This is a genomic window from Stenotrophomonas sp. TWI273, assembly GCF_039674765.1.
Taxonomy (GTDB): domain Bacteria; phylum Pseudomonadota; class Gammaproteobacteria; order Xanthomonadales; family Xanthomonadaceae; genus Stenotrophomonas.
In genome coordinates, this window is the sequence record NZ_JBDJOA010000006.1 from 1 (window position 1) to 21,334 (window position 21,334).

The 21,334-nt window shown below is 66.9% G+C and carries 18 protein-coding genes; 10 read left to right on the plus strand and 8 right to left on the minus strand.

Features of this window, described 5'->3' with window-relative positions; translation table 11 throughout:
• Positions 1–168 precede the first annotated feature (168 nt).
• Entirely contained in the window at positions 169–792 is a 624-nt protein-coding gene (locus ABE571_RS09860) for a hypothetical protein (protein WP_346481420.1), read from the plus strand.
• Positions 793–861: 69 nt separating this feature from the next.
• Here ABE571_RS09860 and ABE571_RS09865 read toward each other — a convergent pair whose 3' ends face one another.
• From ABE571_RS09865 to ABE571_RS09895, 7 genes are all read right to left on the minus strand, one after another.
• On the minus strand, positions 862–2,016 hold the full coding sequence (locus tag ABE571_RS09865; RefSeq protein WP_346493637.1) for a PQQ-dependent sugar dehydrogenase: 1,155 nt from the start codon (positions 2,014–2,016) through the stop codon (positions 862–864).
• 147 nt (positions 2,017–2,163) lie between these two features.
• Positions 2,164–2,511: a hypothetical protein gene (locus ABE571_RS09870; protein WP_070471533.1), complete on the minus strand. Its 348-nt coding sequence runs from the start codon at positions 2,509–2,511 to the stop codon at positions 2,164–2,166.
• Positions 2,512–2,616: 105 nt separating this feature from the next.
• Positions 2,617–3,918 (minus strand): amino acid permease, encoded by a 1,302-nt coding sequence (locus tag ABE571_RS09875; RefSeq protein WP_313211666.1) that lies wholly within the window; start codon positions 3,916–3,918, stop codon positions 2,617–2,619.
• The gene (locus ABE571_RS09880) at positions 3,915–4,673 is read right to left on the minus strand and encodes a hypothetical protein (RefSeq protein ID WP_346493638.1); all 759 of its coding nucleotides are present in this window, start codon (positions 4,671–4,673) and stop codon (positions 3,915–3,917) included. The genes ABE571_RS09875 and ABE571_RS09880 overlap by 4 nt, the downstream gene beginning before the upstream one ends.
• 18 nt (positions 4,674–4,691) lie before the next feature.
• The gene (locus tag ABE571_RS09885) at positions 4,692–5,540 is read right to left on the minus strand and encodes a MurR/RpiR family transcriptional regulator (RefSeq protein WP_346464099.1); all 849 of its coding nucleotides are present in this window, start codon (positions 5,538–5,540) and stop codon (positions 4,692–4,694) included.
• 184 nt (positions 5,541–5,724) lie between these two features.
• Positions 5,725–6,831, minus strand: coding sequence for a dipeptide epimerase (locus tag ABE571_RS09890; protein WP_313220114.1), 1,107 nt, complete (start codon positions 6,829–6,831; stop codon positions 5,725–5,727).
• The gene (locus tag ABE571_RS09895) at positions 6,832–8,187 is read right to left on the minus strand and encodes an SH3 domain-containing protein (RefSeq protein ID WP_346493725.1); all 1,356 of its coding nucleotides are present in this window, start codon (positions 8,185–8,187) and stop codon (positions 6,832–6,834) included.
• Positions 8,188–8,411: 224 nt separating this feature from the next.
• Between ABE571_RS09895 and ABE571_RS09900 the strand changes: the two genes are divergently transcribed.
• From ABE571_RS09900 to ABE571_RS09940, 9 genes are all read left to right on the plus strand, one after another.
• Positions 8,412–9,896 (plus strand): transglutaminase domain-containing protein, encoded by a 1,485-nt coding sequence (locus ABE571_RS09900; RefSeq protein ID WP_346493639.1) that lies wholly within the window; start codon positions 8,412–8,414, stop codon positions 9,894–9,896.
• 43 nt (positions 9,897–9,939) lie between these two features.
• Positions 9,940–12,966 carry a TonB-dependent receptor gene (locus ABE571_RS09905; protein WP_346493640.1) on the plus strand — a complete coding sequence of 1,009 codons (3,027 nt, stop codon included), beginning with the start codon at positions 9,940–9,942 and terminating at the stop codon, positions 12,964–12,966.
• A 184-nt stretch (positions 12,967–13,150) separates the two neighbouring features.
• Positions 13,151–14,728, plus strand: coding sequence for a serine hydrolase domain-containing protein (locus tag ABE571_RS09910; protein ID WP_346493641.1), 1,578 nt, complete (start codon positions 13,151–13,153; stop codon positions 14,726–14,728).
• Entirely contained in the window at positions 14,682–15,419 is a 738-nt protein-coding gene (locus tag ABE571_RS09915) for a M15 family metallopeptidase (RefSeq protein ID WP_346493642.1), read from the plus strand. The genes ABE571_RS09910 and ABE571_RS09915 overlap by 47 nt, the downstream gene beginning before the upstream one ends.
• A 43-nt stretch (positions 15,420–15,462) precedes the next feature.
• Positions 15,463–15,840, plus strand: a complete 378-nt coding sequence (locus ABE571_RS09920) for a hypothetical protein (protein ID WP_121042305.1) — start codon at positions 15,463–15,465, stop codon at positions 15,838–15,840.
• A 219-nt stretch (positions 15,841–16,059) separates the two neighbouring features.
• Positions 16,060–16,476, plus strand: coding sequence for an EF-hand domain-containing protein (locus tag ABE571_RS09925; protein WP_259262113.1), 417 nt, complete (start codon positions 16,060–16,062; stop codon positions 16,474–16,476).
• Between the two features lie 108 nt (positions 16,477–16,584).
• Entirely contained in the window at positions 16,585–17,337 is a 753-nt protein-coding gene (locus tag ABE571_RS09930; protein WP_313211658.1) for an HAD family hydrolase, read from the plus strand.
• Entirely contained in the window at positions 17,334–17,879 is a 546-nt protein-coding gene (locus tag ABE571_RS09935) for a hypothetical protein (RefSeq protein WP_313211657.1), read from the plus strand. The genes ABE571_RS09930 and ABE571_RS09935 overlap by 4 nt, the downstream gene beginning before the upstream one ends.
• A 208-nt stretch (positions 17,880–18,087) precedes the next feature.
• Positions 18,088–19,455, plus strand: a complete 1,368-nt coding sequence (locus tag ABE571_RS09940; protein WP_346483472.1) for a VOC family protein — start codon at positions 18,088–18,090, stop codon at positions 19,453–19,455.
• 255 nt (positions 19,456–19,710) lie between these two features.
• Here ABE571_RS09940 and ABE571_RS09945 read toward each other — a convergent pair whose 3' ends face one another.
• Positions 19,711–21,225: an acetyl-CoA hydrolase/transferase family protein gene (locus ABE571_RS09945; protein ID WP_070471520.1), complete on the minus strand. Its 1,515-nt coding sequence runs from the start codon at positions 21,223–21,225 to the stop codon at positions 19,711–19,713.
• Positions 21,226–21,334: the final 109 nt, after the last annotated feature.

Genomic DNA, 21,334 nt, shown 5'->3' on the forward strand with positions numbered 1-21,334 from the left:
TTGGGCGGGCGTCTGGGGGTTACTTTTTATTTGTGTTGGGAGGCGGGGGCGGCGCCCCGCGCGCCCCACTACCGTGGATCCATCATCGGCGGCTGACGTTTCGGCGGGTACGCTGGCTCTCTCGTGAAACCGATGGAGCCACCCATGCGCCTGTCCCGTACCCCGTTGCTGTTGGCCCTGGCCAGCCCGTTGTGGTTGGCCGCCTGCAGTCCGTCGGCGCCGCCGCCGGCCGATACCGCTGCCGCGGACCCTGCCCAGGGCCCGGCGACCGCCATTCCTGAAGGCCGCCCGACGCCAGGTGACACGGTGCCGTCGTCCGGCCTGTCGCCGGATGCGGTCACTGCCGGCAGCCCCGCGCCAGATGCCGCTGCGCCTGCTGCGGGCGGTGCCACGACACCTGCCGCGGAACCCGCCGCGCCGACCAGCGCTGGCACCAGCGACGTCCGTCAGCGCATCGACCAGGTCCTCGGCGACGCTGCCCAGTACGAAGCGGTATTCAATGCCTTCCAGAAAGCCGTCAATGGCGGCGATCGCGCGGCCGTGGTCGAGGAGGTCCGCTTCCCGTTGAACATCGCCAACGGCGCCAAGATCACCGGCCCCGGCGAGTTCCAGCGCAACTACGAGCGCATCCTGACCCCGGCCGTGCGCAAGGCGATCGCGGCGCAGAAATTCGACGACGTCATGGTCAACCAGCAGGGCGTGATGATCGGCGACGGCCAGGTCTGGCTCAACGGCACCTGCCTGGATGCGGCCTGCAGCCGCACCGAGGTCAAGGTCGTGACCATCCAGTAAGCCGATGTAGCGCCAGAGCGCGCGTGTGTTGTGCAGGCTGCCGGCGATGCGCCGGCAGCCTGCCAGGACTCAGGCCTTCGGCGTGAGCTTGAGCAGCTTGCCGTTGCTGCCGTCTTCCAGCAGCCAGATGGCGCCATCCGGACCCTGTTCGATCTCGCGGATGCGCTCGCCCATGTCGAAGCGCTCGGCCTCGCGGGCGGTGTCGCCGTCGAAGGCCACGCGGACCAGCGCCTTGGACGACAGGCCGCCGATGAAGCCGCTGCCCTTCCACGCCGGGAACTGCGTCCCGTTGTAGATGATGAAACCGGCCGGGGAGATCACCGGGGTCCAGGTCACCTTGGGGGCAGCGAACTCCGGACGGGTGTCATGGTCGGGGATGTCGCGGCCGTCGTAGTGGCTGCCGTTGGAGACGATCGGGTAGCCGTAGTTGGCACCGCGTTCGATCAGGTTCAACTCGTCACCGCCGGCCGGGCCCATTTCATGCACCCACAGCTTGCCGCGCGCATCGAAGGCGATACCCAGTGCATTGCGATGGCCCAGCGACCACACCTGCGCGGCAACGCCGCCCTGCGAGGCGAACGGATTGTCGGCCGGCACGCTGCCGTCGTCGTTGAGGCGGATCAGCTTGCCGAGATTGCCGCTCATCTCCTGGGCCGGATCGAACTTCTGGCGTTCGCTGGAGGTGATCCACAGTTTGCCGTCCGGACCAAAGGCGAGACGGTGGCCGTAGTGGCCCTTGCCGCTGACTTTCGGGGTCTGGCGCCAGATCACCTTGAGGTCTTCCAGCGTGCCGCTGCCATCGGCCGTCAGCGCCAGGCGCGCACGCGCCACTGCAGCACCGCGGGTATCGCCGTCGCCTTCCTCGGCGTAGCTGAGATAGATCAGCTGGTTCTTCGCGAAGTCAGGATGCGGCAGCACGTCGCCGAAGCCCCCCTGACCGCCGTAGGCCACCTCGGGCACACCGGTGATGGTCGCGGTCTTGCGGGTCTGCACGTTGAAGTGCTTCAGCGCGCCTTTCTTCTCGGTGACCAGCAGGCTGCCGTCGGGCAGGAAGCTCATCGCCCATGGCTCGTCGAAGCGGGCGAATTCGGTGGCCGCGAACGGCCACTGGGCCTTCTTGAGCACGGGCGCGCTGGGGCTGGCCGTGTCTGCCGCGACGCAGGCGGTGGTGAACAGGGCGGGGGTGAGGCTGATAGCGAGGGTGAGCAACAGCTTGCGGGTCATGGAAGTCTCCGTCGGGGAGGCGATGGCCAGCCCCTGTTGTACACCATGGCCATCAACGCCGCGTGGACCAAAGGTCCTGCGGACATGACAACGGCGACCCGAAGGCCGCCGCTGCTGTTTGCGCTGTCGCCGTGCGGGCAGGCGCGATCAGGTGCCGCGCGGCACGCCCTTGTCCAGGTGTGCCTGGCGCAGCGCGGTGGATTCATCCCAGCCGCGGCGGACCGCATTGCGGGCCTGTTCCCAGCTCAGCTTGCTCTGGCCGTGTTCCTGCGCCCAACGGGTCTGCAGCTCGGCCTCCACTTCTTCATACGCGCGGATCATGTCGTCGGCACGGGTGCGATGACCGAGCTGATACGCGGGCTCGTAATCATCGAAGAACTGGTTGTTGTCGTAGTACGGTTCGCTCGGGAAGCGCTCACGCCAATAGTCCGATACGGCCTGGCGCGGGACACCGTCTTCCGGCACCCGGCCGGGGATCTGATAGTCAGTGCTCATGTGTTGGCTCCGGTTGGGTGAGGCTTCACCGTACCCAAAGCCGGGTTAACGTCATGGACCCGCGAGGTGAATGACACATCAAGCGCCATTCACCTGCGCATCGGCTCAGCCCGGGTGATCGCGGCGCGGGAATCTGTAGATCACCGCACCCACGGCAAACGCGATGCCTGCCGCGGCGATGTTCTGCCAGCTCGCACTGGCGAACAGGGCCAGGCACAGCACCAGCGCGAGGATCGGAATCAGCGGGCCACCCGGCAGTTTCAGCGCACCCGGGCGATCACGGAAACGACGCGCCAGCACCAGCACCGCGGCGGCCGTGCCGATGTAGGCGAACAGGCGCGTCGTCATCGACAGCAGCGCCAGCTGCACGAACGAACCGGACAACGCCAGCGCCAGCGCGATCAGGCCCTGCGCGATGATCGCCGCCGCCGGGGTGCGGAAGCGCGGGTGCACCTGGGCCAGGATCTTCGGCCCGTAGCCATCGCGCGCCAACGCGAACAGGAAGCGCGGCCCCATCATCATCGTGTTGCTGTTGGTGCCGAGGATGGAGATCGTCGCGCCGACGGTCAGGATCAAGGCGAGCGTCAGACCACCGAAGCTGGCGGCGGCATCGGCCAGCGGCGTCGGCGAGCTGGCCAATCCGGCCAGCGTGCCCTGCGCGATGAACTGCACCGCGCCGTAGATCACGGTGACGGTGATGATCATGGTGATCAACGCGAACGGAATATCGCGGCGCGGGTTCTTGTACTCGCCGGCGGCGGCCGGGATGTTCTCGAAGCCGGCGTAGGCATACAGCAGCAGGAGTGCGGCTTCGCCCATGCGCTGCAGATCGTGCGGGTCCGGGCGCACGCCGGAGAAGGCCAGATCGGTATCGACGTAGAACACGCCGATCGCCACGAACAGCAGCAGCGGCAGCAGCTTGCCGATCACCAGGATCACCCCGGTGCGCGCCGCCGAGCGCACGCCGGCCACGTTCACCGCGGTGAGGAAACCGAGCGAGACCACGATGATCGCGACGCGGCCGATGTCATGCCCGGCCCAGGGCCAGAAGCGCGCCACCGCATCGGCCAGTGCATTGCTGAGCGCTGCCGCGGAGCTGATCCGGGTCAGCCAGATCATCCAGCCGATCTCGAACCCGGCAAACCGGCCGAACGCCTCACGCGCATACAGATAGCTGCCGCCGGGCTCGTCGAAGTAGCTGGCCGCCTGCGCGTAGCAGAGCACCAGCAGCGCGACCACGATGCCGGCGGCGACCACGCCCCACAGGCTGAAGGGACCGAGCAGGGCAACGGTGGCGGCCGGCAGCAGGTAGATGCCACTGCCGATCACATCGTTGATCGAGAGCCCCACGATCTGCCAGCGGCTGACCGCGCGTTCGAGCTGCGGATCCGGCGGTGCGGTACTCACGGTACGCTCCCCGCCAGCACGGGCAGCTGCCACTCGGCCTGCAGGCGCTGGTACTCCGCGCGCGGCAACAGCACGAAGCGCGGCCGCGCGCTGGCCTGCAACCAGGCCAGCAGCGTGGTCATCGGTGCGGGCGCCATCGCGGTGCAGCCGGCGGTGGCCTCACCGGGCGCGCGCCACAGGTGGGCGAAGATGCAGCTGCCACGGCCGGGCGTGGCCTTGGGGTTGTGCTCGATGACGAAGCCCTCGCGGTAGCGCACGTCGCCCTTGTTGTGCAGGTCCAGCCGCATCGGCTCGGTCGAGCCTTCCACTGCCTCGGCCCCGACCACCTCGGCATCGACGATGCGGTTGTAATACGGCGAATCCGGCACATCCATGCAGTAGCTGGTGTCGCGCATCGGCTGGTAGGGCAGGCCGCTGGTGACGCCGGGCGCATAGCCGAAGGCCGGCCCGATCGCAAAGATACCGGCCGGGCTGCGCCCGTCGCCTTCCTGCTTCTGCCGCGTTCCGGCCTGGGCCGGATGCAGTCCTTCGCCCCAGGCGCTGCCGCTGCGGCCCACGGCGACATCGACGGCGGCACCGTGCGGCTGCCAGCCCTGCGCAGTGCGCTCAAAGGCCTGGAGCTTGCCCTGGGTGGCGTCCCAGCCTTCGGTGGTGACCACGACCAGCTGCGTGCTGCCGTCCAGTGGGGTGGCCAAGACGGGAGCGGTGGCGAGCAGCAGCACCGCGGCGGTGACGGAACGGAACAGCGACATCATCGTGGCGGACTCCAGGGATCAGCTGTCGATCAGGTGTTCGATCCGTTCCAGGTTCACCCCGAGCTGGCGGTGGCGGTCCGGGTTGGCGTGGCACAACAGGACGAAGACAACATCCAGCAGGGACTGCAATGAGGAACGGTACAGCAGTTGTGCCACGTGCGGCGCCGGGTCGTGGGCGCACAGCACCAGGCTGGCATCGGCGTGCGCGCGCAGCGGGTTGGCGCTGTGGCGGGTGATCGAGACCACCTTGCCGCCCATGTCCTGGAACTGGCGCGACAGCTGGAACAACTGCGGCAGCTTGCCGAATTCGGAGAACACCAGCATCGCATCCCCGGGCCGCGCGGCCGAGAGGTTGGCCATCATCAGGATCGGGTCGGCGTGGTGCACGGTGAGCATGCCGAGCAGCGACAGCCGCATGGCGAACTCGCGCGCGTACAGGCCGTCATCGCCCAACCCGTAGACGAATACCTTGGGCGCCCCATCGATCAGCTGCACGATGGCTTCGATGTCGGCCTGGGGATTGGCCAGCCAGGTCTCTTCTTCGGCCGCGGCTTTGCTTGCGCGCAGGCGCTCGGCGATCTGGGTGAAACCGTCGGCCGCCTCAGGCGTGGGTGGCCGGCTGTGCGGGTCGTTGCCGGCGCGCGCGACGGCCTCGCCGATGGAGTACTTGAGATCGGGGTAGCCCTTGAAGCCCAGCTTCTGGCTGAACTTGACCACGCTGGACTGGCTGATCCCCAATGCACTGGCCAACTGCTGGGAGGAGTAATCGCGCAGGAGATGGGCGTTGTCGAGGATGAAGTCGGCGATGCGACGTTCGATCGCCGACATGTGGTCACGCTCGGAGCGGATTTTCACCAGAGGGGGCATGGCTGGGGCATCAGGTCCGGAAAGGAGAGAATACGCAAAGCACCGGGTAGAGCCGACCGTTGGTCGGCTGCGCAAGGCGGAATCGCGCGAAGTAGAGCCGACCGTTGGTCGGCTACGCACGCCGGAATCGCGCGAACAGCAGCCACCCATGGGGTGGCTCTACCCGCAGGTGGTGCAGGCAGTGTCACCACCGCCGCGGCGTGATCATCTCCAGCCCACGTACCTCGGTGATGCCCAGCCCGGGCGCATCGCTGATGGTGATTTCCGATTCGTTGAAGTTGACCCCACCGGTGACCGGGTTGAACTGGCCCAGTGACGGCCCGTCCAGATCCACCTTGGTGATGATGTCGCTCTTGGCGACGGCCAGGTGCACGGCGGCGGCCACGGAGATGCTCGATTCGATCATGCAGCCGATCATGCACGGCACGCCGTAGATCGCGGCGATGTCGGCGATGCGGATCGCGTTGGACAACCCGCCGGTCTTCATCAGCTTGATGTTGATGATGTCGGCGGCGCGCTGCTGGATCAGGTCGAATACCTGGCCGGGGTTGAACACGCTTTCATCGGCCATGACCGGGGTGTTGACGCGGTCGGTGACGTATTTCAGGCCACTGATGTCGGCGGCCTTGACCGGCTGCTCGAGCAGTTCCAGCACCACGCCGGCTTCTTCCAGCGCGCGCATCGCGTGCACGGCCTGCTTGGCGGTCCAGCCCTGGTTGGCATCCAGGCGCAGCAGGGCGCGGCCCTGCACCGCGGCGTGGATCGCCTTGACCCGCTCGATGTCCAGGCCGATGTCCTTGCCGACCTTGATCTTCAGCGATTCGAACCCGCGTTCGATCGCCGAGAGCGAGTCGGCCACCATCTTGTCGATGTAGTCCACGCTGATGGTGATGTCGGTGGTGATCACCGGATCGCCACCGCCGAGCATGCGGTACAGCGGTGCGTTGTGCAGCTGGGCCCACAGATCGTAGACCGCGATCTCCACCGCCGCCTTGGCGCTGGTGTTGCGCTCCATCGAGGTCTGGATCAGCCCGCAGAGCCGGTTGAGGTTGGCCACGTCCTCGCCGATCAGGCGTGGTTTGATGAAGCTGTCGATGGCCTCGATGATCGAGCCGTGGGTGTCCCCCGTGATCACCGCGGTGGCCGGCGCTTCACCGTAGCCGGTGTGGCCGCTGTCGGTGCGGACCAGCACCACCACGTCTTCGACGGTGTCCACGGTGCGCAGCGCGGTCTTGAACGGGGTCTTCAGCGGCACGCGCAGCATGCCGAGTTCGATGTCGGTGATCTTCATTCAGGGGGTCTGTGGCCGAAGGCGCTGGATGTTGGTGATGCGGTCGATGTAGCTCACGGTATCGCTGGCCATCATCGGCTCCAGTGGAGTGACCGACACGCCGTTGAGATGGGCCTGCACGCGCTTGCCGTCCGCGCCGATCCAGCCGCCGCCGGCGGTGTCATGGATCAGCCAGGTACGGCCGTCGATGTGGCCGATCGCCATCATCACGTGCCCGGGGATGTAGACCAGATCGCCGACCTGCAGTGCTTTTACGGCGGCGTCGCGCGTGGGCGTGCCGTCCTTGGCGGTAAAGGCGATGCGGTCCAGCGCGGGGCTGATCGCCTGCGCGCTGGTGTTGCGTGGCATCAGCACGCCGGCACTGCGGTAGATCTCCGAGACGAAGCCGCTGCAGTCGCGGGTGTCGTAATCGTGGCCCCAGCCGTAGCGTTCGCCGAGGAACTTGAAGGCCTGGGTCAGCAGCGTGCGCGGGGTCAGCGGCAGGTAGTCGTCCGCAGTGTCCTGCGAACGCGGCAACAGTGCCGGGATCAGCGCCAGGCGGCCCTCGGCATCGCGCACCGGCAGCTGCACCACATGCGCGGCGTGGGCCTGTTGGCCATTGACGGTCTTCTCCAGCGGCCAGTCGGCGATCACCGGCAGGCGCACGCCCATGTCCAGTTGGAGCCGCGACACGCGCGGTTCCTCGGGGGTGTAGGCGGTGAACGCCGTGGCGCCGGTGACCACGCGGTAAGGACCGTGCTGACCGTAGCCGAGCACGGTGTCCGCGTCACCGATACCCACGAAGCGCTTCTCGATCCACGCCGAATAACGTTCGCTGGTAATGAACAGCCAGCGCCCGTCGGCGCTTTCATGCAGCACCGCCACGGCGTCGCCGGGGAACAGCGCCGACTCCTGGAAGCGGTCGATGTCGGTGTCGCCTTGGCTGCTGAACACCCGCAGCGCGGTCGGGAACGCCCGCAGGGCGGCACGATGGGTGACCAGGCCGTACTGGAGGGGGCGCTGCGCCGGTATCGCCTCCAGCGCGAGATTGGCCAAGGTGTCAGTGCGCTGCCGGTCGCTGATGGTCTTGCCGTCCTGGCCATACAGCGTGCGCTCCGGCCATTTGGACAGCGACTGGATGCTGCCCAGCACGTGAGCGCGGGGCAGCTGCGCCGGCAGCGCGCGCAGGTCATGGAACGAGGCATCCTCGGCCCGCATCCGGGCGTTCTGCGCTGCGATACCGGCGCGATCGAGGATCACGCGGTCCGGATCGGGCAGGCGATCGGCCCAGAAGCCGGGGCTGAGGTAGGCCTCGCGCAGGGCGATGACCCCGCCGAAATCAGCGCTGGGCGCGGCACGCGGCGCCTCGGCCCACACTGGCGCGACGCTGGCGGCCAGCAGTGCAGCCACCACGGCGCGCGACAGCCAGCGGGACCGCACGGGGCGGTGGGGGGAAGCCTGGATCATCACGCGGTCACCCTCCTCGGAAGCATCAGGAATATTTATTCCTTTTTTCGGCGAAAGCAAGAATAAATTATTGACCGGCTATCAGGCGCGTGTTACACAGCGATTACCCCACCCGCACCTTGGGAAGTGTCGCCGTGGATCCTGTGATGCGCAAACCGCGATTGCCTCTGCCCGCTGTCTGGTGCCTGTGCGCTGGTCTGCTGGCAACGCCGTGGGGGCTGGCCGCTGCGCCGGCCGCACTGCCAACGGTGATCGCCGGGATCGACCGCGGTGCGTTTGCGCAGGCCGAGGCGGACATCGCGATGGCATTGGAGGATCCGAGCCTGTCGGCAGCCGATCGTCAGGCCTATGCCTTCGAGCGTGAACGCATGCGTCGCATGCGACTGGACTTCACCCTGGATGCGGCGGCTGCCAAGGCGCAGCTGCGCAAGCAGATCCCCGACCTTCGCGAGGACGACTTCGCGCGCTGGGACGCGGCCGGCCTGATCGAACATCTGGATATCGATGGCCAGCGCCGCTACTTCAAACGCGCGCCGTCCAATCTGTTCCGGCTCAGCGTGGAGGCACGCGCGCGGCGGGCACCCGATGCCCCGGCGCCGAAGGAGGGCCCTTACGAGCATCTGCACCCGCACCACGAGGAGATCGTCGCCGCCGCCCGCGCTACCGGCGCGACCAGCCTGGTGCCGCGCCGCATCGAGGTGACCCAGTCGCTGGTGGTCACGCCCGATGCCGTGCCTGCCGGTGAAACCATCCGCGCGTGGATTCCGTACCCACGCGCCATCCCCGGCCAGCAGGAAGACATCACCTGGATCGCGAGTACACCGGCCGGTGCGCAGGTGGCCCCCGAAGCCACGCTGCAGCGCACCGCCTATCTGGAGCGCAAGGCGGTGGCCGGCACGCCCACGGAGTTCCAGATCCGCTACGCAGTGACTGTGTACGCGCGGCATATCGCGGTCGATCCGGCCAGGGTCCAGCCCACGCCGGACGATCCTGCGCTGAAGCCGTACCTCGCCGAGCAGGCGCCGCACATCGTGTTTACCCCGGCGCTGCGCGCGTTCTCGACGAAGGTCGTCGGGACGGAGACCGATCCATACCGGATCGTGCAGACGCTGTTCGACGCGGTGGACGCCATTCCGTGGGCCGGTGCGCGCGAGTACGCGACGATCTCCAACCTCAGCGATTACGCCCTGCACGCCGGTCATGCCGATTGCGGGCAGCAGACGCTGCTGCTGATCGCCCTGTTGCGCTTGAACGGTATTCCCGCGCGCTGGCAGTCCGGCATGGTCTATTCGGATGATGCGGTCGGCTACAACAACCTGCATGACTGGGGCGCGGTGTATCTGGCGCCCTATGGCTGGGTACCGATGGATGTCACCACCGGGCGGCTGGAGAGCCCGCAGCCGGCGCTGCGCGATTTCTATCTGGGCGGGCTGGATGCCTATCGCATCGCCTTCAACGACGACTACGGCCAGCCGCTGGTGCCAGCCAAGCAGCACGTCCGCTCGGACACGGTGGATTCCCAGCGCGGTGAGGTCGAGTGGTCCGGCGGCAACCTGTACTTCGATCAATGGAATTACGACGTCCAGTCGCACGTGGTGCCACTGGAGGCAAAGCGGTAAACGGCGGTATCCACGATTCCACATCTGCAGGAGAGAGCAGGGAATGAATGCAAAGCGATTGAAGCGTGCGGCGTTGTACGCCGCACTCGGCGTGTGTCTGGGCAGCCTGGTGCCGATGGGCGCTTCGGCACAGAACGTCAGTGGTGCCGTGGCCGGCCGTGCGACTGCCGGTGACCAGGTGACGGTGGTCAGCAACGGCACCGGCCTGACCCGTACGGTCACCGCCAGTGCCGATGGCAGCTACCGCCTGGGTCAGTTGCCGGTCGGCGATTACCAGCTGCAGCTCAGCCGTGATGGCCAGACGCTGGGCGAGCCGTTCGCGGTGAGCGTGGCCGTCGGCGGCACCACCACGGTCAACCTGGCCAGCAGCGGCGATGTGGTCAACCTCGATGCGCTGCAGGTGATCGGTGCCCGCGTGGTCAACCGCGTGGATGTGTACTCCACCGAGACCTCGTTCAACGTCAACCGCCAGGAGCTGTCGCGCCTGCCGGTGGCGCAGGATCTATCGGCAGTGGCATTGCTGGCACCCGGCGTGGTCGGTGGCAATTCCTCGTTCGGGGGCCTGTCCTTCGCCGGTTCCTCGGTGGCTGAGAACGCGGTCTTCATCAACGGCCTGAACGTCACCGACATGTACACCCGTCGTGGCTTCTCCAGCGCGCCGTTCGGCTTCTTCAACGAATTCCAGGTCAAGACCGGCGGCTACTCGGTGGAGTTCGGGCGTTCCACCGGCGGCGTGATCAATGCGGTGACACGCTCGGGTACCAATGAGTTCCAGGGCGGCGTGGAAGTCACTGCCGAGCCGAGCGCGCTGCGCTCCAGCCCGCGTGACCACTTCCACCGCGACGGCACGCCGCATTCCTATGCCAGCCGCGACAACAGCTCGTTCCTGAAGACCAACGTCTGGGGGTCCGGCCCGATCATCAAGGACAAGCTGTTCCTGTTCGCGATGTATGAAGATCGCGACGACACCGGCCACAACACCTCCTCCGATGCGCTGAGCTGGTTCAAGAACAAGAGCGACAACGGCTTCTGGGGCGCCAAGCTGGATTGGAACATCAACGACAACCACAGCCTGGCGCTGCTGGCGTTCTCCGATGAGGGCGAAATCACCAACGGCGCGTACAACTACGATTGGGATGACGATCAGATCGGTGCGTGGGGCGGCGATTCGGTCACCGAGACCGGTGGCAAGAACTGGTCGGCGACCTATACCGGCCACTTCGGCGAGACCTTCACCGCACGTGCCATGGTGGGCGAGAACAACCAGCGCGCCTTCACCAACTCCTCGCTGGATGAAGCGTGCAGCCCGGTGTTCACCGACGCCAGCTATGCATCACGTCTGGGCAAGCTCAACGGCCTGCGCCCGGGCTGCCATCCCACCGGCGCCGCCATTGCCGAACGCGACGACACGCGTGAAGTCGCGCGGTTGGACTTCGAATGGCAGCTGGGCACGCACCTGCTGCGCTTCGGTGTCGACCGCGAGCTGATGACCACCAAACAGTCCACGCGTTACCCGGGGCCGTCCCAGCTCAGCTACACCGCCTACGTCGCCCGGCCCGGCGATGAAGTGTGGGACGGCGCCAACGCCTATGTGCCGGCCGGTGTGACCGAGATGCTGCGCGCACGCAACCGCGTGTCCGGCGGCACCTTCGAGACGGAGGCCAACGCGTTCTACCTGGAAGACATCTGGAACATCACCCCGAACCTGATGTTGAACCTCGGCGTGCGCTGGGACCGCTTCGAGAACCGCACCGCCGATGGTGACGCCTTCATCAAGATGGACGACCTGATCGCGCCGCGCTTCGGCTTCTCGTGGGACATGAAGGGCGACGGCAGCACCAAGCTGTTCGGCAACGCCGGCCGCTATTACCTGCCGGTGACCAACAACATCAACGTCAACTTCGCCGGCGGCCTCACCGACGAGTACTCCTACTACGTGCTCAACGGCTGGCAGCAGCAATCCAACCCGGTCACCGGCGCGCCGTACATGGCCCCGGTCATCGGCCAGCAGATCGGCCCGGTCGATACCCGCATGAACACCGGCGCGGCCGACCTGCGCCAGAGCGTGGACAAGGACCTGAAGGCGGTCTACCAGGACGAGTACATCCTCGGCTTCCAGACCATGATCAACCAGGCCTGGTCGTGGGGCGTCAACGCGACCTACCGCAAGATGGACCGCGCGCTGGATGACATGCGCATCAACCACACCCCGTGCGGCCCGACGGGCACCACGCTGTGGCCGATCGCCAACCCGGGCGAGAGCCTGACGATCTGGGGCGACTCCACCATCGGCTGCGCCACCGAGGGCTGGATCACCATCGACACCTCCAAGGATGGCTACCGCAAGGGCGGCAGCCTGGAGGTGGTGGGCTATTCCAAGCCCAAGCGCACCTACAAGGCGCTGGAATTCCAGATCGACCGCGCGTGGGATGAGAAGTGGCTGTTCAACGCGTCCTACCTGTGGTCGCGCAGCGATGGCAACTTCGAAGGTCCGGTCAATTCGGATACCAACTACGGCGACACCGGCATGGTCCAGCACTGGGATCATCCGTCCAACAACCAGCGCTATGGCCCGCTGTTCAACGACTTCCGCCATCAGTTCAAGTTCCGCGCCGCCTACGCGCTGAACGAGCAGTGGTCGTTCGGCACCACGCTGCAGGTGTTGTCCGGTGGCCCGATCACCGCCTTCGGCGTGATGTGGCCCAACGACACCGTGGCCGGCGGCAGCACCTCCAGTGAAGGCAGCGGCGGCGGTACCGGCTGGCTGTGCGTGGCCAACTGCTCGGGCCCATACAACCAGCGCCAGTTCGAGTACAGCCCGCGCGGCGCCTTCGGTCGCCTGCCGTGGACCTGGACCATGGGCGCCAACGTCACCTGGCGGCTGCCGGTGGAGGGCATCGACCTGAGCGCGCGCCTGTCGGTCTACAACCTGTTCAACAACCAGACCGTCATCAACGTGCACCAGCGTTATGAAGCCCAGCCGGGCCAGGTGCGTGAGAACACCTTCAACACCGGCACCCGCTGGCAGGCACCGCGCTACACGCAGCTGATGGTGACCTGGAACTTCTGATCCGTTCCGTGCGTGGCAGGTGCCGACAGTGGGTCGGCACCTGCCTTCACCACCGTGTCGCGTGCACGCGCGCAACCGACCGCGGAACGGCTCCACCGCCATCCGGTAGGTACCGACCGTTGGTCGGTACAGCTTTCAACCGGCGGCCAGAAAAGCACGCCCTCCGGCCATGACGAGGGAATCCATGCCGTCACGCACCTCACCGCGCATCCCATCGCGCCTTCTCACGCTTGGCCTGTCCTGCACCCTGTCCCTCGCGCCCAGCGCACGGGCAGCCGACCCGGCCGATACCTTCAATCGCCTGCTCGATCAGACCGTCGCCCACGAACACCTGCCGGGCATCGCCATGGCCGCCGTCGACGATGGCAACCCCATCTTCATCGGCACCCGTGGCGAGCGCCGCGTCGGGCTGGGCGAGGCCATCGATCCGGATACCCTGTTCAAGATCGCCTCGAACAGCAAGGCGATGACCGCCGCACTGCTCGCCCGGCTGGTCGACCGCGGTCTCCTGCGCTGGGACGATCCGGTCATCACGTACCTGCCGCAATTCCGCATGCATGACCCGTGGGTGACGCAGCAGATGCAGGTCCGCGATCTGCTGATCCACAACAGCGGCCTGGGCCTGGGGGCGGGCGATCTGATGCTGTGGCCCGAGCCCAACAGCTTCACCCGCCAGGACATCATCGCCGGGCTCGCCCACCTCAAGCCGGTCACCAGCTTCCGTAGCGGCTATGCCTACGACAATCTGATGTATGTGGTCGCCGGTGAAGTGGCCGCCGCAGCCGGTGGCAAACCTTACGATCAACTGCTGCGCGAGGAAGTCTTCTCGCCGCTGGGCATGGATCGCTGCCAGGTCGGCGCGTGGTCGGTGGCGGCGGTTGGCAACGTCGCCCAGCCACACACGCGGAAAGACGGCCGCAACGTGGTGCGCGGTGCCGATGGTGAGACCAGCGCCGATCTCACCTCGATGGCTGCCGGGGGCATCCGCTGCAGCCTGCGCGACATGACCCGCTGGATGCAGGTGCTGCTCGATCCGGCGCTCGTGCCCGGTTGGCTGAGCACGGCGCAGCGCCGCGCGCTCTGGACCGCGCACATGCCGATGCCGCTGGGCGAGCGCCAACGTCGCTGGGACAATGCACATGTGTCCGCCTATGGCTACGGCTGGCGCGTGTCGGACATGGACGGCCAGTGGAAGGTGGCCCACACCGGCACGCTGTCGGGCATGTATTCCTCGCTGGCGCTGTTGCCGGACCGCAAGGTCGGCGTGGTGATCCTGATCAACAGCGACGCCGAGGATGCACGCACCGCGCTGATGCAGGCCGCATTGAAGACCTACACCGCACCGGACGACACCGCCGACGCGAGCCATTATCTGGCCCTGCTGGACCAGGAGCGCACCGGCCGCCGCGATGCCGGGCAGGTGCGCCCGGATACCGGCGCGCGCCGGGCCGCCTCGCTTCGCACCACCGCTGCCGCGCACGGCCGATATCGCGATCCGTGGCTGGGCGAGGCGCTGCTCTGCCCGGAGCAGGGCGCGCTGCGTTTCAGCGTCGCCAAGTCGCCGATGCTGCGCGGCCAGGTCATGCAGCTCGGTGAGCGCTGGCTGGTGCAGTGGGATACGCTCGGGGCCGATGCCGAGCCGTGGTTGCAGTTGCAGCCCGGCGCGACGCCCGCCCTGACCTTGGCCGCGATCGATCCGGAGATCGACTTCAGTTATGACTACCAGGACCTGCACTTCACCCGCACCGGCGATTGCCCGTAGCGCGCTGCTGCTGGCGTTGCTGGCCGGCAGTGCCCACGCGGCAGCGCCAGCGGTCACGATCTCGTCCGCGCGCGATGTGGCCGAGGCCGGACTGGTCGACATCCGCACGCTGGCACCGGCGATCGAGCAGGACATCCGCTACGCCGGCCCCGACAACTTCACCGGACAGCGTGTGCCCGGTTATGACGCGCCCAAGTGCTATCTGCTTGCCCCGGCGGCCACCGCGCTCGCACAGGTGGAGGCCGACCTGCGCGCAGAGGGCTACGCGCTGCGTCTCTACGATTGCTACCGCCCGGCTCACGCGGTGACGGCCTTCGTCGCCTGGGCACAGGATCCCAAGGAGCAGTCGCGCAAGGCCCTGCAGTACCCGGACCTCGACAAGCCGGCCCTGCTCGGCGACTACATCGCCGAGACCTCCGGCCACAGCCGGGCTGCCACGGTCGACCTGACCCTGCTCGATTGCCGCACCGGCCCCTGCGCGCCGGTGGACATGGGCACCGACTTCGATTTCTTCGGCCCGCGCGCGCATACCGATGCGCCGGAGATCAGCACGGCCCAGCGCAGCCACCGCCAGCACCTGCGCCAGGCGATGGCCCGGCATGGCTTTGCCAACTACCCGATGGAATGGTGGCATTTCACCCTGCAGCCCGAGCCGGCGCCGACCACGGCCTACGATGTGCCGGTCCGCTGAGGCGCACCGCTACACTGTGCGCTGACCGCCGGATCGGACCACGATGAATCTGCCGCTGCACGTTGGATTGCTGGGAACGCTGGAGGCAGGGCTGATCGCGCTGTTGGTCGGGCTGCTGGTGTATGCGCTGTGGCATCGCCTGTGCCGCTGGGCAGGCTGGACCGACGGGCATGCGATCGGCTGGGCCTGCGTGATCGCGGTGGTGGCCTCGGCCGGCATCGATGCGTGGAATCTCTTCTATATGGGCATGATGCGGCTGGAGTCGCCGCTGTATGCGCGGTTGTTCCTCGCCGGTATCCATGATCCGAACGAGCTGGGCTCGCGCGTGGTGCTCGAAGTGGCCGGCGCGATCGGCGGTGTTGCACTGGGGTGGCTTCTGTTCAGTTCCCGCTCAGGCGAAAAAAACAGCAACACCGCGTGAGATTGCGTTCGCATCCGGTTAAATTCCGGGCCAATGAATGGGCGTGTTACCAACTGCTCACCTGCGGCTAACCACTGCGGTAATGCACGCGTTCGCGCAGGTGGTTAAGGCTGCGTGCGCAGCGCGGTCGAGGCGCAATATCGATTCACAAACGGGGTGGCAGTGTGGGGCCGTGCGGAAACAACAGGCCGCGCAATACCTACCAAGGAGACCACCCCAATGACTATTCGCAACCGCAAGCCCCTGATCGCCCTGATCGTCGCCGCAGGCAGTGTGCTGGCCATTCCGGCGATGGCCCAGTCGGCACAGCAGAGTGCCGCGCAGGCGCAGAATCAGGCCGCCCAGGCACAGCAGGCGGCAGCGCAGGCGGGCGACGCAGCAGATACCGCTGCCAACGCCGCCGCACAGGCCTCCGCGCAGGCCGGTGGTGGCGGTGGCCAGACGTGGGCCAGCGTCGATACCGACGGCAACGGCACCATCAGTAAGGCCGAGGCACAGGTGAACGCGGGCCTTGCCCAGGTGTTCGACCAGGCCGACACCAACAAGGACGGCGAGCTCTCGCCGGATGAATACAAGGCGTACGTGGCCGCCCAGCAGGGCAAGGCCGCCGGCAACGGCGCCCAGCAGAGCAAGTAAGGACCGGGACACCGGTAGCGCAGTGAGGGGGAAAGGGCGGCTTCGGCCGCCCTTTCTTTATGCGCCGCCGGGGTGGGGTCGCTGGGCCGCTGTTGGTATCCTTGGCCGATGATGACTTCCCTGCCCACGCCGCAAGGCGCTATCGGCCTGGTTGGTTTTGACGGTGATGACACGCTGTGGAAGAGCGAGGATTTCTACCGCAAGGCCGAGCAGGACTATCTGGATATCCTGTCGCGCTACATCGACGTGCACGACACGCAGACCGCGCGCCACCTGCTGGAAGTGCAGCAGCGCAATCTCGGTGTGTTCGGCTATGGCGTGAAGGGCATGACCCTGTCGATGGTGGAAGCCGCCATCGAGATCACCAACCAGACCATCAGTGCCCGCGACCTGCAGCAGATGCTGGACATCGGCCACGACACCCTGCGCCACCCGGTCGAGCTGATCGACGGCGTGCGTGAGTCGGTCACCGAGATCGCCCGCGATTACCCGGTCGTGCTGATAACGAAGGGCGACCTGTTCCATCAGGAGGCCAAGATCAAGGTGGCCAACCTGCGCGACCTGTTCCCGCGTATCGAGATCGTCTCCGAGAAGGACCCGGAAACCTATGCCCGCGTGCTGGAGGAGTTCGATCTGCCGATCAAGCGCTTCGTGATGGTCGGCAATTCGCTGCGCTCGGACATCGAACCGGTGATCACCCTCGGTGGCTGGGGCATCCACACTCCCTACGCGGTGACCTGGGCGCACGAGACCCAGCACGGCGTGGCCGATGACGAACCGCGCATGGTCGACGCGCCGACCGCCTTCGACTGGCCGCAGGCCCTGCGGACGATCGAAGCCAAGGCCGTACAGGCCGGATGATGCGCGCCGGCCTGCTCGCGCTGCTGCTGATGCTGCCCTGGGCAGCCGCGGCCGAGCAGACCCCGGAGCAGTCCGCCGCCTACGTGGTGGACACCGGCGATGCCTGGGTGGACACCCAGCTGCAGGACATCAACCACTACGCCGAGCGCTACCCGGACAGCTTTCTGGATGAAGTCTCGCGCTATGCCGGCGTCTCGCGCGGCTACATCGCCGCGCTGATGCACACTCACGGTTGGCAGGCGGGCGACATCTACTTCGCCTGTTTCTGGGCGCATGTGATCGAACGTTCCTGCCGCGAGAGCGTGCAGGCGTGGTCGCGCGCAGTGCCGCAGGAGGGCGAGGCCAAACGCTGGGAAGCGGTGGTGACCGAGCTGCCGGTCACGCCGACCAACCTGCACTGGCGCGCCTTGCGCCACGCCATCGTCGCCAGCCATGACCACTGGGACCGCCCGGTGAAGCTCGACGCCACGCTGCAGCGCCAGCTGGGCAACCGCGAGCAGCGCCAGCGTGCGGCGAGCAGTCCCACGCCACCCGCGCGCTGAGTTGCCGCGCACGCATCCACCGGGTGCCATCGGGTAGAGCCACCCCATGGGTGGCTGCCCTTTGCGACCATTGCATTCCGTGCAGCCACCCATGGGGTGGCCCTACCCGGTTGTCTCTTTGTTGCTGTGCAGATCGCGGTAACCCACGCCCTCGGCGACAATGCAGCGCTTGCTGCACCTTCCCCCGTGATCCGTTGCCGAGTACGTCATGAGCACCGACCGTTTCGTTTCACCCGACGATATCCGAAGCCTGTTCGCGCAGGCGATGTCCACGATGTACCGCACCGAGGTGCCGCTCTACGGCACGCTGGTCGACCTGGTGGCTGAGATCAACGACGCCGTGCTGACCGCCAACCCGGCGCTGGCCGAGCAGCTGGACCGCACTGACGAACGTGCCCGCCTCGACCAGGAACGCCACGGCGCGATCCGCGTCGGCACCGCCGAAGAGCTGGCCACGCTGGGCCGCCTGTTCGCGCTGATGGGCATGTACCCGGTGGGTTACTACGACCTCTCGGTGGCCGGCGTGCCGGTGCATTCCACCGCCTTTCGCCCGCGCACCGCGCAGGCGCTGGCGCGCAATCCATTCCGCGTGTTCACTTCGCTGCTGCGACTGGAGCTGATCGAGAACGCCGCGCTGCGCGAGCAGTCCGCTGCCATTCTTGCCCAGCGCCGGATCTTCACCGACACCGCGCTGGCCCTGATCGCGCAGGCCGAACGCGACGGTGGCCTCGACGAGGCCGATGCGCGCCGCTTCGTCATCGAGGCGCTGGAGACCTTCCGCTGGCACGGCGATGCCACGGTATCGCTGGATACCTATCACGCGCTGCACGACGCGCACCGGCTGATCGCCGACGTGGTCAGCTTCCGTGGTCCGCACATCAATCACCTGACCCCGCGCACGCTGGATATCGACGCCGCGCAGGCCGGCATGCTCGCCCGTGGCATCGACGCCAAGGCGGTGATCGAAGGTCCGCCACCGCGGCGGTGCCCGATCCTGCTGCGCCAGACCAGCTTCAAGGCGCTGGAAGAAACCGTGCACTTCCCCTCGGGGGAGGCTGGGGATGCTGGCACGCATACCGCGCGTTTCGGCGAGATCGAACAGCGGGGCCTCGCCCTGACGCCCAAGGGCCGTGCGCTGTATGACCAGCTGCTTGCGCAGGCGCGCGACAGCGGTGGCGCCGGGAGTACCGGTCAGGATTACCCGACGCGTCTGGCCGCGGCATTCACCGCCTTCCCGGACGACCACGACACCCTGCGCCGCGAGGGTCTGGGGTACTACCGCTACGCCCTGACCGACGCCGGTCGCGCCAACCCGGCGGCCGTTGCGGATCTCCCGGCCGAAGCGCTGATTGCCGCCGGTCTGGCCAGCGCCGACCCGATCGTCTACGAGGATTTCCTGCCGGTCAGCGCCGCGGGCATTTTCCAGTCCAATCTCGGCGGCGACGAACAACGCGCCTACGCCGCGCACGCCAACCGCGATGCCTTCGAGCAGGCGCTGGGCATCAAGGTGGAGGACGAGTTCGCGATCTACGAGCGGCTGCAGGCCGAATCGCTGGCGAGCCTGCGGAACCGCTGACGGCGAGCGATCGCTGACCGCGCGGGGACCGCCCTGCGGACGGGATCCTGAACCACGCGGGGGCCGCTCCCCGGGTAGTGCCGGCCGCTGGCCGGCTCTTCATGTACCAAACGCGCATCCGGGCTTGCGGACGGTAATGCGTGGAGCCGGCCAGCGGCCGGCACTACCACGAAACAGAACGCCCCGGTCCGTGCATTGCAACACGGAAACAGAACGCCCCGGTAGGTACCGACCGTTGGTCGGTACCGTGCAGCATCATGCCTTCATCGTCCCGGTATCCAGCCACCGCTGGTGCCACGACAGCGCTTCCGGCAGCAGGTGCGGAGTGTGCTTGCCGTAACTCTCACGGCTCGCACGGTCGAAGTAGTCATTCAACTGATCGCGGAAGTCCGGATGCGCGCAGTTGTCGATCACCACCCGCGCACGCTTGCGCGGGGTCAGGCCGCGCAGATCGGCCAGGCCCTGTTCGGTGACGATGACCGACACATCGTGCTCGGTGTGATCCACGTGGCTGACCATCGGCACGATCGCCGAGATGCTGCCGTTCTTCGCCGTCGAAGGACTCAGGAACGCGGACAGGAAACCGTTGCGCGCGAAATCGCCCGAGCCGCCGATGCCGTTCATGATCCGGCTGCCCATCACGTGCGTCGAATTGACGTTGCCGTACAGGTCGGCCTCGATCATGCCGTTCATGCCGATGCAGCCCAGGCGGCGCACCAGTTCCGGATGGTTCGAGATTTCCTGCGTGCGCATGATGATGCGCTCGCGGTAGAAATCGATGTGTTCCTTGAAGGTCTCGTTCGCCTGCGGGCTCAGCGCGAAGCCGGTGCAGGAGGCGTAGCTCAGCACGCCATCGCGCAGCAGATCGAGCATGCCGTCCTGGATCACCTCGGTGAACGCACTCAGATCGCGGAAGCCGCTCTTGGCCAGCCCGGCCAGCACCGCGTTGGGAATGTTGCCGACGCCGCTCTGCAGCGGCAGCAGGTTGGCCGGCAGGCGGCCCTTGGCCACCTCGTGCTTGAGGAACTCGATCAGGTATTGCGCGATCTGCTCGCTGGTGGTGTCGATCGGGCTGAACGGGCTGTTGCGGTCCGGGCCGTTGGTGCGCACGACGGCAACGATCTTGTCCGGGTCGCAGCGCAGCGCGGTCTCGCCGATGCGGTCGTTGGCGTGCACCAGCGGAATCGGCTTGCGGTGCGGTGGCAGCGCGGTGCCGTAGTAGATGTCGTGCATGCCGTCCACGCCGGCCGGCTGCCATTCGTTGACCTCGACGATCACCTTCTTGGCCAGGTCCAGCCAGGTCTTGTTGTTGCCGACCGAGGTGGAGGGCACCAGCGAGCCATCCTCGCGGATCGCCGAGACCTCGATCACCGCGGTATCGATATCGCCATAGAAACCGAACCAGACGTGCTGGGCGACATGGCTGAGGTGGATGTCGATGTAATCCAGCTTGCCCTCGTTGATGCGGTTGCGCGCATCCGGGTCGCTCTGGAAGGGCATCCGCATCGCGATGCCATCGGCCTTGGCCAGCGCGCCATCCAGCTCCGGTGCGGTCGAGGCGCCGGTCATCAGGCTGATCTGGAAGGGCAGGCCCTGGGCGTGCACCGCCTCGATGCGCTGCGCCAGCGCGACCGGCACCGCCTTGGGATAACCTGAACCGGTAAAGCCGCTCATGGCGACGGTTTCACCCGGCTGGATCAGGGCGGCGGCGGCCTCGGCGGAGACAACGCGGTCACGCAGACGCGCGTTTGCAATGCGATCGACAGACATGACGACAACGTTTTTGGGGGGATCTCCATTATCGGCGATCCACGCAGGGGCAGGGGTTCTACCTTGGTGGGATGGCGTTTTCACTTCGTCGCTCCCCTGTTCAGGTTTC

What these genes read in the sequence shown, in the direction of transcription:
- ABE571_RS09865 (WP_346493637.1), bottom strand. Translation starts at nt 2,016, where the DNA reads ATGACCCGCAAGCTGTTGCTCACCCTCGCTATCAGCCTCACCCCCGCC.
- ABE571_RS09870 (WP_070471533.1), bottom strand. Translation starts at nt 2,511, where the DNA reads ATGAGCACTGACTATCAGATCCCCGGCCGGGTGCCGGAAGACGGTGTC.
- ABE571_RS09880 (WP_346493638.1), bottom strand. Translation starts at nt 4,673, where the DNA reads ATGATGTCGCTGTTCCGTTCCGTCACCGCCGCGGTGCTGCTGCTCGCC.
- ABE571_RS09885 (WP_346464099.1), bottom strand. Translation starts at nt 5,540, where the DNA reads ATGCCCCCTCTGGTGAAAATCCGCTCCGAGCGTGACCACATGTCGGCG.
- ABE571_RS09890 (WP_313220114.1), bottom strand. Translation starts at nt 6,831, where the DNA reads ATGAAGATCACCGACATCGAACTCGGCATGCTGCGCGTGCCGCTGAAG.
- ABE571_RS09905 (WP_346493640.1), top strand. Translation starts at nt 9,940, where the DNA reads ATGAATGCAAAGCGATTGAAGCGTGCGGCGTTGTACGCCGCACTCGGC.
- ABE571_RS09910 (WP_346493641.1), top strand. Translation starts at nt 13,151, where the DNA reads ATGCCGTCACGCACCTCACCGCGCATCCCATCGCGCCTTCTCACGCTT.
- ABE571_RS09915 (WP_346493642.1), top strand. Translation starts at nt 14,682, where the DNA reads ATGACTACCAGGACCTGCACTTCACCCGCACCGGCGATTGCCCGTAGC.
- ABE571_RS09920 (WP_121042305.1), top strand. Translation starts at nt 15,463, where the DNA reads ATGAATCTGCCGCTGCACGTTGGATTGCTGGGAACGCTGGAGGCAGGG.
- ABE571_RS09925 (WP_259262113.1), top strand. Translation starts at nt 16,060, where the DNA reads ATGACTATTCGCAACCGCAAGCCCCTGATCGCCCTGATCGTCGCCGCA.
- ABE571_RS09930 (WP_313211658.1), top strand. Translation starts at nt 16,585, where the DNA reads ATGATGACTTCCCTGCCCACGCCGCAAGGCGCTATCGGCCTGGTTGGT.
- ABE571_RS09935 (WP_313211657.1), top strand. Translation starts at nt 17,334, where the DNA reads ATGATGCGCGCCGGCCTGCTCGCGCTGCTGCTGATGCTGCCCTGGGCA.
- ABE571_RS09940 (WP_346483472.1), top strand. Translation starts at nt 18,088, where the DNA reads ATGAGCACCGACCGTTTCGTTTCACCCGACGATATCCGAAGCCTGTTC.
- ABE571_RS09945 (WP_070471520.1), bottom strand. Translation starts at nt 21,225, where the DNA reads ATGTCTGTCGATCGCATTGCAAACGCGCGTCTGCGTGACCGCGTTGTC.